The following is a 13474-nucleotide window of genomic DNA, read 5'->3' on the forward strand; positions in this document are numbered from 1 at the left end:
AAGAAATCCAATAGATTGCATCCTTGTTCTGACAGAAAGATACAGGAAAGAGGGGATTGGTAGAGCGATGAAACAGCGGCTGCAAAAGGGGAGTTTGCTTTTTATTGTCACTTTGTTTATGGCCGCGCTTTCGGGCTGCGGCAAGCCATATTTGTCGGCGCTTGATCCTGCCGGCGAAGTGGCCCGGAAGCAGTATGATTTGATGATGTGGAGCGTTTGGATTATGGTGTTCGTCATGGTTGTCGTATTCGCCGTTTTCCTTGCCGTTCTCATACGGTTCAGGCGGAAAAAAGGGGACGAATCCATTCCAAAACAGGTAGCGGGGAATCATAAGCTTGAAATCTTATGGACCATTATTCCGATTGTTTTATTGATTTTAATTGCCATTCCAACCATCAGCCAGGTCTTCAGCCTCGGAGATACAAAAGCGATGGATAAGAAAAGGGACGCCAAGCAGGGGGCGCTTATCGTTAAAGTTCGCGCCAGCCTTTATTGGTGGGAATTTGAATACCCGGGTTACGGTGTGGTGACGAGCCAGGAACTCGTTGTCCCGACAAACCAGAAAGTCTACTTCCAAGTTAAAGCCTCAGATGTGAAACACTCATTTTGGATACCGTCCGTTGGCGGGAAAATGGATGCCAACACAGATAATATCAACAAATTCTGGCTTGAAATTGATGATAAGAAGGCAGAGGATGCCGGAAATGTGTTTTATGGAAAATGCGCCGAATTATGCGGCCCTTCCCATGCCTTAATGGACTTCCGAGTGAAAGCGGTTCCACAGGATGAATTTAAGGCGTGGATCAGCAATATGAAAAACGCAAAAGAAACAAAACCGGCGTCCGCTCTCGCACAGGAAGGGCAGGATGTATTCAAAAAAAGCTGTATCAGCTGCCACGCGGTCACGCCGAATGACACACGCCCGGAACAGGCACGGACAGCTCCCAATCTGGCAACCTTTGGCGAAAGGGAAAAAGTCGCCGGCATTTTGGACCGTGATGAGGCCAATCTCAAAAACTGGATAAAAGATCCGGGAAAATACAAACCGGGGACAAAAATGCCCGCCTTCGGGGATAAGCTTTCCGACCGGCAAATCGATGCGCTTGCGGCTTATCTGATGCAACTGAAAGCTGGTGAATAAAACAAGGGGATATTCGAAAGCAAAGGGGAGGTTAAAGTGAGCGTAGGAACAAAAAAGGTAGGTTTTGGCGCCACTGTCTATGAATATCTCACAACAGTGGATCATAAAAAAATCGGCATTTTGTATTTGATTACAGGGGGATTCTTTTTCATCATCGGCGGGATTGAAGCGCTGATGATCCGCATTCAGCTGGCGGTGCCGAACAATCATTTTGTCGGCGCGGATACGTACAACCAAGTCATGACGATGCACGGCACGACCATGATCTTCCTTGCGGCCATGCCGCTGTTGTTTGGTTTTATGAATGCGATTGTCCCGCTTCAGATCGGTGCCCGTGATGTGGCTTTTCCGTTTTTAAATGCATTGGGGTTCTGGCTGTTTTTCTTTGGCGGTATTTTCTTGAATTTATCCTGGTTTCTCGGGGGCGCGCCTGATGCTGGGTGGACGTCTTATGCTTCACTGTCCCTCGCATCCAGCGGGCACGGGATTGACTTTTATTCACTTGGGCTGCAGATTTCAGGTTTCGGTACGCTCATTGCCGGGCTGAATTTCCTTGTGACGGTCATGAACATGCGGGCGCCGGGGATGACGTATATGCGCATGCCAATGTTCACATGGACGACTTTCGTTGTGTCCGCCCTTATTCTGTTTGCTTTTCCGCCGCTGACGGTCGGTTTGTTTTTGCTGACTTTTGACCGGATGTTCGGCGCGAAATTTTTTGACGTGGCTTTCGGGGGAAATACCATCATTTGGGAACATCTTTTCTGGATTTTCGGGCATCCGGAAGTCTACATTCTCATTTTGCCGGCATTTGGCATTTTCTCTGAAGTTTTTGCACATTTTTCTAAAAAGCGATTATTCGGATACTCTTCCATGGTATTCGCCGTCATTTTAATTGGATTTTTAGGCTTTATGGTGTGGGCCCACCATATGTTTACAACCGGCCTGGGCAACGTAGCCAACGCCATTTTTGCTGTCTCCACGATGACCATTGCGGTGCCGACGGGCATTAAAATTTTCAACTGGCTGCTTACGATGTGGGGCGGGAGCATCCGGTTTACAACGCCGATGCTTTATGCGGCCGCTTTCATCCCTTCCTTTACATTGGGCGGGGTTACCGGGGTGATGCTCGCGGCTGCACCTGCTGATTACCAATATCATGACAGCTATTTTGTTGTAGCCCACTTCCACTATGTCATTGTCGGCGGTGTTGTGTTCGGGCTGCTTTCGGCACTGCATTATTACTGGCCAAAAATGTTCGGCACGATGCTGAATGAGACAATGGGGAAAATCACATTCTGGCTGTTTTTCATCGGTTTTCATTTAACCTTTATGATCCAGCACTGGCTCGGATTGCTCGGAATGCCGAGAAGGCAGTGGACATATCTGCCGGATCAAGGCTGGGATACGGATAACCTCGTCAGTTCATCCGGCGCGGTGCTGATGGCGGCAGGTGTGCTTATCCTCGTGGCCAATATTGTTGTAACGGCCGTCCAGAACCGGAAAGTCGGAAACGATCCGTGGGAGTTTGGCAGGACGCTCGAATGGTCGATTTCTTCTCCGCCGCCGGAATACAACTTTGCGCAAACACCGCTTGTCAGGGGAATTGACACCTGGTGGCTCGAAAAAATGGAAGGGAAAAAGCAGGTGACACCGGCAGAGCCGATCAAAGACATCCATATGCCGAACCCGTCCATCCTGCCATTGTTTATGGCATTCGGCCTATTTATTGCCGCTTTCGGCGCGCTGTACCATGCAACCCACACCAAAACCGGGACCACCATCCTTGTTATCGGCTTGGCGATTACCCTTGCATCGATGCTGATCCGGTCGGTAAAAGATGATACGGGGTACCATATTAAGAAGGAAGCCTTAATGGAACGCGAAGAAAGGGGGGCCGGGGCGTAATGGAAATAGAACAAAATTTCACGGCGAAAACATGGCCTGAGTCCCCGGAGCGGGCGACGCTTGAAGGCAGGAATAAATTTCTCGGTTTTTGGCTGTTTTTAGGCGGCGAGACGGTCCTTTTTGCTTCCTTGTTTGCCACCTACCTGGCGCTGAAAGACAAGGGTCCGGCATCGATGGTGCATGCAAAAGACTTATTTGAACTGCCGCTGACCTTTTTGGCCACGGTTTTTCTGTTGACAAGTTCCATTACAAGTGTGTATGCCATTTATCATATGAAAAATTTTGCTTTTAAAAAAATGCAGGCCTGGTTCTTGATTACCGTTTTGCTTGGCGCTTGTTTTCTTGGGCTTGAAGTATATGAATTCCATCATTATGTGGCGGAATACCATCATACATTTACAAGCAGCGCATTCGGTTCCGCGTTTTATACGCTTGTCGGGTTCCACGGCGGCCACGTGGCGTTCGGGCTGTTATGGATTACGGCACTGATGGTGCGGAACGCTAAACGGGGCTTGAATTTGTACAATGCGCCGAAATTTTATGTGGCAAGCCTGTATTGGCACTTTATTGATGTCGTCTGGGTGTTTATCTTTACGGTTGTATATTTGATGGGGATGGTGGGATAGACAATGGAACACAATGCACAAATGGACAGACGCCATGTTGAATATGAATACCGGCGCCGCAAAAGCGCGGAGGAAATGAAGTACCAGGTCGTCAGTTTTATCTTAATGATGTTTTTGACCATTATTGCATTCTGGGCCGTCCATGCCCATTTGTCCAAATGGTTTACCATTCCGGTGATCCTGCTTTTGGCTGCGATCCAGGTCGTATTTCAGTTGTTTTATTTCATGCATATGAACCATAAGCACCATGAAGGCCCAAAACTTTTCATCTTTGGCGGCGCACTCGTCGCATTTGTCACAGTACTGGCATTCCTCACCATCATCTGGTGGTGAATAGAAAAGCGGAGGGCGCTTGCCCGTCGGCGTATGAATTTCATAGTCCCCGAACTGAGATAAAGGAAGCACGGTGAGCCGCAGGCGAACCGATGCTGACTTATCGTAGGGGAGGGGACTGGAAATTCACTAGCCGACAGCGCCCGCAGCTGGACAAAGAAAAGCGGAGGGCGCTTGCCCGTCGGCGTATGAATTTCACAGTCCCCGAACTGAGATTGAGTGAAACTGCAATCATCAGAGCCTTGGCCCTGATGATTGCAAGTTGAACCAATCGGACATTTACGGGCAGTTGACCCCCGCTCAGCCTATTGTGCCATATTTTCATCATACCAGTAGCGGGGGTCTTACTGCCCGTTAATGTGGGGTAAAGGAAGCACGGTGAGCCGCAGGCGAACCGATGCTGACTTATCGTAGGGGAGGGGACTGGAAATTCACTAGCCGACAGCGCCCGCAGCTGGACAAAGAAAAGCGGAGGGCGCTTTTTAGGCGCCCCTGCTTTAAATCCATTTGCAATGGGTGCGGAAAGGAGTGGAAATGGTGCCGCTTGAAATATTCGGATTTCGTGCACTGTGGAGCCCTTATTTTTTTATCACGATCTTACTGTTTGTTGTTCTTTATTTTCTGCTTGCGTCCTTATGCAAAAGGTCTTATTTGAACGCAACGCCGCCGGGGCCGGCGCAGTCCGCTTCTTTTTGCACAGCGATGGCGCTACTTTACATCGTCAAAGGCTCTCCTGTCGATCTTATCGGGCATATCATGTTTTCCGTCCATATGCTGCAAATGTCTGTCCTTTTTTTCATCGTGGCGCCGCTGTTTTTGCGCGGGATGCCGGTGTGGATATTGGAAAAGGGGATGCAGCTTCCGGTTGTGGCGCCCGTTGTCCGGTTCTTTACAAATCCGGTGCTTGCCGTTGTCACCTTTAATATTATATTTTCCCTGTACCACATTCCGGCCGTTTTCGATCAGGTAAAGGTCAATCCGTTTCTCCACAGCCTCTATACCATCGTGCTGTTTCTTTTAGCCGTAGCGATGTGGTGGCCGATTTTGTCGCCATTGCCCGGGCAATATGCGCTGGGCGGCCTGAAAAAAATCGCTTATTTATTTGCAAGCGCCATGCTTTTAACCCCTGCATGCGCCTTAATCATGTTCGCCAATCATCCGGTTTACAGGAGCTTTTCCGACGGAACGATGTGGCTTTCGTCCATGCATTTATGTGTGCCTGCTGACATGCTCTCCGGACTCGCGCGTTACGGCTCCCCGGCGCTTTTCTCGCCGCTTCCTGTACTGCAGGACCAGCAGCTTGGCGGTGTGGTGATGAAAATCATGCAGGAAATCGTCTACGGCATCATGCTTGCCCGCATCTTTTTCCAATGGGCAAAGACAGAACAGGGAGATGGCAGCCCGGAAACGAATCCGGTTGCAGGAGAACAGCAGAGGCTAATGGAACAGCATTAAAAAAGGCCGCTCTCTATGGCCAGCCGTTTTCAGGGGCCACAGGAGCGGCGCAATTTATTCTGCAAATATAGCCAAGTCTTTTTTAAGCGCTTCCAAAATTTTTCTGCAATACTTGACGAGATCGTGCGGAAAATATTCGTCCTCACCGTATTCCACACCATGCGGATAATAATATTTTCCCAAAATAGGCGCCTTTAACTGAATCACGGCATCAAACGAATCCACATCCCCCTCGGTTGCAACTCCCTGCACGCGAAGATAATAGGTGCCTTCCTGAATCGTAAATTTTCTATCGTATGTGACGCGTTCGTAATCCCATTGCCCGGCACGTACCATCTTGTGCCGTTCCATTACATCGTCCAGCCGCGTCAAATCCACTTTCATATTTTCCAAACCCGTGTCATCAAACCGCAAGAATACCCCTCCCGTCCGCGCAATTAAAATCTTTCAATTTTATCTTATCTGAATACAAACATTTATGCAATGCAAATATTCATTGCCGAAAAAAGCCGGCCGCAGCAGCTGCCCTTCCCGGAGGCGGTTGAAAAAAATTGGTGCTTTTCTGCTTAAAACTGTAAAATATATAATAAAATGAATTAAAGGAGAAAAAATTTACGGAACATCAAGAGAGGTGAAGTCACCTGCGTACCTTTTTAAAAACAGCCGCGATCCTTGTCATCATATTTCTGATCGGGCTTTATGTCCAGCTTCGTCCTGAAAACGGCGTACTGCAAAACCATTCCTCTAACAAGAAAATGGATAACAGTTCTGACATTCATGACCACAGCAAGAATCAAACGTACAGCCGCCCGGATCATGGCATGTCGGTATATATCGGAAAACCCGTAAAAACGTTAACCGCACATTTCGGAAAACCGCAAAGAGTGGATCCGTCTCCATATGGTTATGATTGGTGGGTTTATAAGAAAAAATCGGCCGGTTACTTTCAGGCAGGCGTCAAAAACGGCAAGGTTACGACCATTTACGCTGTCGGAACCCGTTTAGACGTAGCCCCGTTTGAGATTGGAGAAAATGTAGAAAAAATTTACAGTTCCATTTTAATGGATACGGATATGACGGTGCAAACAAATGAAGGCACATACCGCTTTGAATTGTCGGAAGAAGATCTGAATATCCGCCCGCTTGTCCGTCTTGGAGACATTTATGCCCAGCTGGCGCTTGATAAGTTCAGCGGCAAATTGCTTTTTATCCGTTTTATGGATAAAAACACACTGACGATGCTGCATCCTTATGAAATGGTGTACCGCGGAGTACTGCCCCAATCCGTCCCGGAGGATGACCCGAAATGGGTTGACGTAGAAAAGGCGAACGCCAGGCAAATTTTTGACCTTACAAACATCGTCAGGGAGCGATTCGGGTTAAAAAAACTGGCCTGGAATACAGCCCTTTCCGAAGTGGCATACAGTCACAGCGAAGACATGGCTGACGGCCATTATTTTTCGCATGTCTCCCCCAAATATGGAGACTTAAAAGAAAGATTAAAGGATGGGCATGTTTCTTATGCTGCGGCCGGGGAAAATATTGCCGCCCATTATACGGACGGCCCAGCTGCGGTGGAGGGATGGCTTAATTCAGAGGGCCACCGGAAAACATTGCTGGAGAAAGACTTTACCCATCTTGGCGTCGGGGTGTACCAGAAATACTATACCCAGGATTTCATTAAGGCACCATAGCCGGATACCGTTCCAGCCGAAGCTGGAGAGGGTCCGGCTGAAGGATGGTTAAAAAAGGCAGGCGGGCTGCCCGGGGCTTTTGAAAGGGTAAACAGCGGTATTTCCGGCTTCTCATTTCAAAATGAAAAAAGAACCCGTGCAATGGGCAATCTTTGTCCCGTCGTCCCGAAAGGCAGTGCCTTCCAGCACCATCGTTTGTGTGCCGCGGTGGATCACCTTTGCCTTCGCTTTTAAGCGGCTTCCCGTCCCAGGGGCAATATAATGAATGGTGAGACTGGACGTAACAGCCTGCTGGCCCGCCGGCAACAGGCTGTTTGCCATCACGCCCATTGCTGTATCAAGCAAGGTTGCTGTTACCCCGCCGTGAACGATGGAAAAATGATTGTAGAGTAACGGCGTAACCGGAATGTCCACCTCGCATTCTTCCCCGCCGTAATCCGCTTCCATCAGAAAAAGATCTTTGAAATATGTACGCTCGTTCCCGGCCTGCTTATTGGAAAGCCCGTTTAACATTTGCTGCAATACGATTAAGTCTTCTTCCGTTGCCGCTTGGACCACTTTTTCAAAAGTATGGCGTATTTCTTCTTTCATCTCCTGATACCTCTTTTAACGCGTTTTTTTAAAAAGCATACCCATATCGTATCAAAATTCACGGGAAATGAAAACCTTCACACCTGCTTGCTGCGGGCATATGCTGGAAATGAGGAAGGTATGTGAACGTAACAGAAAGCCAAGGTTCGAAAAAAATGTCTTCTCGCGGGGTGAGCGGAAATGGGAACGAAAAAATTGCATCCTTCCGTAGAAAAGTTTAAAGCATTTACAAAAACCCATCCTCTGATTTTAAAAGAAGTCCGGGGCGGAAAAAAATCTTTACAGGATTTCTTTGAAGAATGGTATATACTGGGCGAAGATGACCCGGTCTGGGAAAAGTACGTGGCAGAAGGCAGTGGACCGAAGGAAAAAACGGGCGGGAAAAGCAGCTGGCTGAACCAGCTTGGCACGATGCTCGAGAACCTGGATACAGCACAGGTCCAGGGCCACTTGCAGCATTTGACGGAAGCGATTGCCGCCGTCCAAAATGTGATCACGCAGTTTACAGGACCGCAACAGGCGCCGCAATCGCGGGCTCCCCAGCCGAAGGGCCCGTTTTCATTCAGAAAAGACTAGAAAGGGGCTGCACATATGCGGAACGAAGTGATGGAAGTCATCCGGCGGTCGAATGAATGGAAAACCTTTTTAAGGGAGCAGCCGGTGTGGTACCGGAAATTGTCAAGGCATCCCGGGGAACTGGAACAGTTTCAAATTGCCGCGCTCCATTATTACCAGAAAACGATCCCTCAGCGGGTTGAAAAGTTTGCAAACGGGTTGCAAATGGCACAAATGATGATGCATATGATGCAGTCCATCTATGAACAAGGATGATTTCCAAAAAAATTTGCCTTTTTTGAGTAAATCAGCGCTTTCTTGCGGAAAATAACCGCAAGGAGTGATCGAAATGAAAATGGTTGCAGGATTCCTTGCTGTATGTTTGCTGTGTGCCGGCTGCAGCGGGCACATGCCGCGTAAAGAGCAGCGGGAAGCGGATGCTGCTTCTGCGGCAGAAAATCAGGCATCCGTCCGGTATTTTGTAAAGGACCAGGATTTATTTGTGGAATGCATGATTCCAAGCGTCACTTTTTCAGGCAGCCGGCATGCCAAACCGGCAAAAATCAAAGTTTATGTGGATGGTGTATGGAAAGGCGAGTACAATACGGCTGCATTTGTTGTAAAAGGGCTTGATAAAGGGGTACATACCGTGCAGCTGGAAGTGGTGGACAAAAACACAGGCGCCCGCTTAGGCATTCACAGGCAGTTTTATATTTCTGTCAGCTGACCGGGCAAATTCGCAAAGCTTGCGGAAACATGGTAAAATCATCATGTGGAGGTGAGCTTTTTGCTTGCAACATTGGAAAGCGCGGAAATTTTGTCCCAAGCCGAAGCACTGGCGAAAATGGTCATTGCCTCGGATATTGCCGAAAATTACCGGGACTGCTATAGCAAGATGTATCATGATCCCGCCACACAGCAGAAAATCCGGAAATTTGCGCGCCTGAAAGAGCAGTTTGAGGAAGTCCAGCGCTTTGGCAGGTATCACCCTGATTATAAACGCATCAACAAAGAAACAAGGGAAGCCAAGAGGGAAATGGATCTGGATGAAAATGTCGCCAGATTCAGGCGGGCGGAAAATGCCCTCCAGGACCTGCTCGACCAAATCAGCCTGCTGATTGGCAAATCTGTTTCTGAACATATAAAAGTGCCGACCGGAAATCCGTTTTTTGATGCATCTTGTTCCGGCGGCTGCGGAACCGGCGGCAGCTGCAGCTGTTCTGCATAATAACCGCGATAAGGCCGCAATCTGCGGCCTTTCCTTATTGTTCCGTGAAAAAAGGTATGATACACTCATTAAAAAAGCACGAAGGGGAAACGCTATGTTATCAGATCGGCAGGGCCTCATCATTTGGCTGTATCAGATGAAGCATACGAAACATTTACGAAGATTCGGCAATGTCCATTATGCGTCGAAAAGGATGAAGTATGCCGTCCTTTATTGTGACCGCAAAGAGATAGAACAAGTAAAAGCGAAAATTGAAAGTCTTCCGTTTGTAAGGAAAGTGGATTATTCCATGAAGCCGTTTTTAAAAACGGAATATGAAAACGCAAAACCGGACAAAGCAAAAGAATACGACTATAAAATAGGGTTATAAAGGCGCCCGGGTTTGCATGCCGGCATTCCCTGCTGCGTGTGAATCAGCAAATCCGCCGTGCCCAAAAAAGCGTTGCTGCCCGGAAGCTCCGTCCCGCGCATTTTAAATCAAGCACATCCGGCTGCACTCTGGCCGAAATATTTATTGCAGCGGCGCAATCAGCCGGTTCATTCTTAATATGCCGATTAAATATTGATAAAAAAGGGTTTTGTCGGAAAAAGACGAAGACGGCCGGACTTCGAGTTCCACAATGTCCGCTCCTAAAGCGGCTGCGGTTTCGGCAAACAGGCTGTACCGTTTATTCGGCTGCACCCGCGGATCCGGAATCCCTTCAAGGCAAACGTATAGCGCCTGAAATTCCCCCGGATCGGTCGGTTTTAAAATGAGCACGGGCGAAGTGACGGCTTGATCCGCAACGATGGTATGAAGGGCAAGCATGCCGTGCAGCCGGTGCCGGTTTGCTTTTGCCAGTTCGATCAGTTCAAATAAATCTGTATATCCGTTCCCCAGTTCAATAAATCTTTGCTGCATCCTCTATTCCTCGCTTACAAACAAATTTGCTGTTTCTATTCTACTGCACTTCTTTTTATTCGGAAAGTATTTCTGCAAAATAAACCGGGCGAAATGCCGGCCCGGCTTTTTGAAACGACGTGCCCACTCTAGATGCGGAAAATAAAAAACCCTGCAGCCAATACTGCAGGGCCCTTCTATATCCTTATTCCGGACAGAAGGCAAAGGGAGAGGAGAAACCGGAGGAAGAACTTATGGGGAAACGTAAGTCTTCTCCGCGGTTGGCAGCAACATCTTTTGATGCTGCTGGTATCATTATGGCCAACTTTTCCTGAATTATACTTTTGCTTTAAATTTTGGTGAAAAACTTTTCCACCCGTCCGGAAAATATGGTAGGATAAGATGGAAATCTGATGATACGTGGTGACCAGCATGAGAGTCATTTCAGGCAGCCAAAAAGGCACTGTTTTAAAAGCCGTTCCGGGAATGGGGACGAGGCCTACGACAGATAAAGTAAAAGAAGCGATTTTTAATATGATCGGCCCGTATTTTGAAAAAGGCCTGGGCCTCGATTTATATGCAGGAAGCGGCGGGCTCGGGATTGAAGCCTTAAGCAGGGGCATGGAGAAAGTCATTTTTGTGGATAAGGACATCCAGGCGCTGCAAACCGTCCGGGCCAACCTGGCAAAATGCGGGTTTGAAGGCAGGAGTGAAGTGTACCGGAACGATGCCGGCCGTGCATTGAAAGTGCTGGCGAAACGGGGGCTTGCCTTTGATGCGGTATTCCTCGACCCGCCTTACAAAAAGCAAAAATTAACCGCGATGCTGGAATTTATCTCGGCAAACGGCCTTCTCCGTGAAAACGGTTACGCCGTTTGCGAGCACGACGCCGGGCTGGCCTTGCCTGAAAAAGCGGGCAATCTTCATACATATAAAACAGCACAGTACGGCATCACCGGCATCACGATTTACACGAAAAAGGGGGATGAAACCCGTGGGGAAGACCGCGATCTGCCCGGGCAGCTTTGATCCGATTACAAACGGGCATTTGGATATTATTAAAAGAGGGGCAAAAGTATTTGACAAAGTCTATGTGGCAGTGCTGAACAATATATCAAAACAGCCGCTGTTCGATATTGAAGAAAGAAAAGCGCTGATCCGGGAAGTGACAAAAGATATCCCGAATGTGGAAGTCGATTCCTTCCAGGGGCTTTTAATGGAATATGCGGAATCCAAAAAAGCGGATGTAATTATCCGGGGCTTACGGGCTGTTTCGGATTTTGAATATGAATTGCAGCTGACGTCCATGAACCGTGTGCTGAATGACAGAATTGAAACCTTTTTTATCATGACAAACAACCAATATTCTTTTCTCAGCTCAAGCATTGTGAAAGAAATCGCCAAATACCACGGCAATATTGCTGAACTTGTACCGCCGGTTGTGTACGAAGCATTGAAAAAGAAATTTCAGGGGCAATAGAAAAAGCGACCGGGGACCGGACATGCCGGCTATACATAAAGCGACGGGAAAATCCCGGGCGGGGCCGGTTTTGCACTTAAAGCGCCGGCCAATAAGGCTCCCTAAAACCGGGTATGCCGCGTTCATACACGGCACTAAAAATCCCTAAAAAAACAGGGCCGACCCGGGGTACCGGTCTGTGTACCGGAAAATTTGCGAAGGCATCAGAAAAAGCGGGAATGCTCCCCGCTTTTTTGCGCCTCTGTCAGGCCCGGTCCGCCCGGCAGGATCGGTAATAAAGGAAAATGTACAGCACAAGACAGGACAGGGTGAACAGCGGCCCGTAAATTTCAAGCCAATTTGTCAAACGCGCGTACAAGCTGCGGCCTCCACCCGGCATGCTGAAAGCTTCCTGCCACGCGCTTTTTTCGGCAAAAAAGCGTAAGTATACCGGATTCCAAATGAGCCGGATGATCATAGCTGACAGAAAGCCGTGCAGCACGCGGGCAAGAACAAACGGCCGGAAACGGATATCCGTCTGGGCAAGAATACTGGCCACCTGCGCCTGGATGCTGAACCCGCCAAAGCCGAGGATAAAGCTTGCGGCGATGACCTGCTGAAGCAGGGGGGATTCCTGGACTTCACTGATCATTTGGATCCCGAGCGTCACTTCGAAAAGGCCGGAAATGAGCGGGATGCTCAGTTTTTCCGAAAAATGCGCGAGGTGAAGTAGCTGGGAGACAAGCGTGCCTAATACGGATGTGACATGCATATACAGAAGCAATTTATTAAAGACTGAAAACAGGATGATAAATCCGCCGATCATTAAGAGCGTCTGGATGGCGGACATTACCGCGTCCCCGAGCAGCTTCCCGATCGGCTTGCTGTTTTTAATTCTTGTCGCATGCAAAACGATAAGCGCTTCTTTTAAAAGAAAGGTATGTTTCTTTTTCGGCCTTTTTGTATCCTCGCCAGTTCCGTAAAAACGCATCACCAGGCCGACAATAATATTGCCCGCATAATGCGCCGCGGCAAACAAAATGCCGAGAGAAGGATTATGGAAAAAGCCGACAGCGACCGCTCCAAAAATAAAAAGGGGGCTGGAAGAACTGGTAAACGCTACAAGCCGTTCTGCTTCAATCCGGTCAATCTGTTTTTCCTGGCGGAGACGTGCGGTCAATTTTGCCCCTGAAGGATTGCCGGAAGCAAGCCCCATGGCCCAGGTAAACCCGCCAACACCCGGAACACGGAACAATGGCCGCATTAAAGGCTCCAGGAGGACACCGACGAAGCGGACAACTCCGAAGCCGATCAGCAGTTCGGAAATGACAAAAAAAGGAAAAAGTGAAGGGAAAACGACTTCCCACCACATATTTAAACCCTGAATGGAGGCTTTAAAAGATTCATCTGGCAATACAATCATGGAAATCGCCATTATCGAAACGCTGAAGGCCAAAATGGCGCTTTTGAGTTTAGACTGGTACAATCTGTGTTCCTCCCCTGTCTTTCAATACGCAGCACTTGCTCGCTTGTCCTTATAAATCAAATATACTCATAGGTCTGTAAATTAGACCATAAACTGTACGAAAGAGAAGCACGAGGAG

The 13474-nt window shown here is 48.4% G+C and carries 17 protein-coding genes; 13 read left to right on the forward strand and 4 right to left on the reverse strand.

Translation table 11 applies throughout. The annotated features are described in order from the left end of the window. Positions 1 to 67: 67 nt before the first annotated feature. The 5 genes from coxB (at position 68) to ctaG (ending at position 5463) form a co-directional block, all read left to right on the forward strand. The gene (coxB, locus tag NSQ19_RS04780; RefSeq protein WP_265115439.1) at positions 68 to 1141 is read left to right on the forward strand and encodes a cytochrome c oxidase subunit II; all 1074 of its coding nucleotides are present in this window, start codon (positions 68 to 70) and stop codon (positions 1139 to 1141) included. A 36-nt stretch (positions 1142 to 1177) separates the two neighbouring features. Beyond that, positions 1178 to 3049: a cytochrome c oxidase subunit I gene (gene ctaD / locus NSQ19_RS04785; protein ID WP_340702487.1), complete on the forward strand. Its 1872-nt coding sequence runs from the start codon at positions 1178 to 1180 to the stop codon at positions 3047 to 3049. After that, entirely contained in the window at positions 3049 to 3675 is a 627-nt protein-coding gene (locus NSQ19_RS04790; protein WP_013858941.1) for a cytochrome (ubi)quinol oxidase subunit III, read from the forward strand. The genes ctaD and NSQ19_RS04790 overlap by 1 nt, the downstream gene beginning before the upstream one ends. 3 nt (positions 3676 to 3678) lie before the next feature. Beyond that, entirely contained in the window at positions 3679 to 4008 is a 330-nt protein-coding gene (gene ctaF / locus NSQ19_RS04795; RefSeq protein ID WP_013858942.1) for a cytochrome c oxidase subunit IVB, read from the forward strand. Positions 4009 to 4542: 534 nt separating this feature from the next. Beyond that, positions 4543 to 5463 carry a cytochrome c oxidase assembly factor CtaG gene (gene ctaG, locus NSQ19_RS04800; RefSeq protein ID WP_029141369.1) on the forward strand — a complete coding sequence of 307 codons (921 nt, stop codon included), beginning with the start codon at positions 4543 to 4545 and terminating at the stop codon, positions 5461 to 5463. A gap of 54 nt (positions 5464 to 5517) precedes the next feature. Here ctaG and NSQ19_RS04805 read toward each other — a convergent pair whose 3' ends face one another. Beyond that, positions 5518 to 5877, reverse strand: a complete 360-nt coding sequence (locus NSQ19_RS04805) for a YugN family protein (protein WP_013858944.1) — start codon at positions 5875 to 5877, stop codon at positions 5518 to 5520. A gap of 341 nt (positions 5878 to 6218) precedes the next feature. On the opposite strand from NSQ19_RS04805, the gene NSQ19_RS04810 reads away from it, so the two are divergent. Further along, entirely contained in the window at positions 6219 to 7157 is a 939-nt protein-coding gene (locus NSQ19_RS04810) for a CAP domain-containing protein (protein WP_061574856.1), read from the forward strand. A gap of 111 nt (positions 7158 to 7268) precedes the next feature. Here the strand turns inward: NSQ19_RS04810 and NSQ19_RS04815 are convergent, their stop codons facing one another. After that, positions 7269 to 7748 carry a PaaI family thioesterase gene (locus tag NSQ19_RS04815; RefSeq protein ID WP_013858946.1) on the reverse strand — a complete coding sequence of 160 codons (480 nt, stop codon included), beginning with the start codon at positions 7746 to 7748 and terminating at the stop codon, positions 7269 to 7271. 180 nt (positions 7749 to 7928) lie between these two features. Between NSQ19_RS04815 and NSQ19_RS04820 the strand changes: the two genes are divergently transcribed. The 5 genes from NSQ19_RS04820 (at position 7929) to NSQ19_RS04840 (ending at position 9901) form a co-directional block, all read left to right on the forward strand. Then, positions 7929 to 8324 (forward strand): YlbD family protein, encoded by a 396-nt coding sequence (locus NSQ19_RS04820; protein WP_061566719.1) that lies wholly within the window; start codon positions 7929 to 7931, stop codon positions 8322 to 8324. Positions 8325 to 8339: 15 nt separating this feature from the next. Continuing rightward, positions 8340 to 8579 carry a YlbE-like family protein gene (locus tag NSQ19_RS04825; RefSeq protein WP_029142113.1) on the forward strand — a complete coding sequence of 80 codons (240 nt, stop codon included), beginning with the start codon at positions 8340 to 8342 and terminating at the stop codon, positions 8577 to 8579. A 73-nt stretch (positions 8580 to 8652) separates the two neighbouring features. Beyond that, on the forward strand, positions 8653 to 9030 hold the full coding sequence (locus NSQ19_RS04830; RefSeq protein ID WP_013858949.1) for a hypothetical protein: 378 nt from the start codon (positions 8653 to 8655) through the stop codon (positions 9028 to 9030). A gap of 60 nt (positions 9031 to 9090) precedes the next feature. Next, complete coding sequence (locus NSQ19_RS04835) at positions 9091 to 9531, forward strand: YlbF family regulator (RefSeq protein ID WP_013858950.1); 441 nt, start codon at positions 9091 to 9093, stop codon at positions 9529 to 9531. 94 nt (positions 9532 to 9625) lie between these two features. Beyond that, positions 9626 to 9901 carry a YlbG family protein gene (locus tag NSQ19_RS04840; RefSeq protein ID WP_019721936.1) on the forward strand — a complete coding sequence of 92 codons (276 nt, stop codon included), beginning with the start codon at positions 9626 to 9628 and terminating at the stop codon, positions 9899 to 9901. Between the two features lie 141 nt (positions 9902 to 10042). Here NSQ19_RS04840 and NSQ19_RS04845 read toward each other — a convergent pair whose 3' ends face one another. Next, positions 10043 to 10432 (reverse strand): DUF7147 family protein, encoded by a 390-nt coding sequence (locus tag NSQ19_RS04845; RefSeq protein ID WP_013858952.1) that lies wholly within the window; start codon positions 10430 to 10432, stop codon positions 10043 to 10045. Positions 10433 to 10843: 411 nt separating this feature from the next. Between NSQ19_RS04845 and rsmD the strand changes: the two genes are divergently transcribed. Next, a complete protein-coding gene (gene rsmD, locus NSQ19_RS04850) occupies positions 10844 to 11440 on the forward strand; it encodes a 16S rRNA (guanine(966)-N(2))-methyltransferase RsmD (RefSeq protein ID WP_207368395.1) in 597 nt (198 codons plus the stop codon). Continuing rightward, complete coding sequence (gene coaD / locus NSQ19_RS04855) at positions 11397 to 11891, forward strand: pantetheine-phosphate adenylyltransferase (RefSeq protein WP_430627101.1); 495 nt, start codon at positions 11397 to 11399, stop codon at positions 11889 to 11891. The genes rsmD and coaD overlap by 44 nt, the downstream gene beginning before the upstream one ends. A gap of 244 nt (positions 11892 to 12135) precedes the next feature. On the opposite strand, the gene ylbJ is transcribed toward coaD, so the two are convergent. Further along, positions 12136 to 13356 (reverse strand): sporulation integral membrane protein YlbJ, encoded by a 1221-nt coding sequence (ylbJ, locus tag NSQ19_RS04860; protein WP_029142117.1) that lies wholly within the window; start codon positions 13354 to 13356, stop codon positions 12136 to 12138. Positions 13357 to 13474 lie beyond the last annotated feature (118 nt).

The organism is Weizmannia sp. FSL W8-1119 (genome assembly GCF_038008605.1).
In the GTDB taxonomy this organism is placed as follows: domain Bacteria; phylum Bacillota; class Bacilli; order Bacillales; family Bacillaceae_C; genus Weizmannia; species Weizmannia coagulans.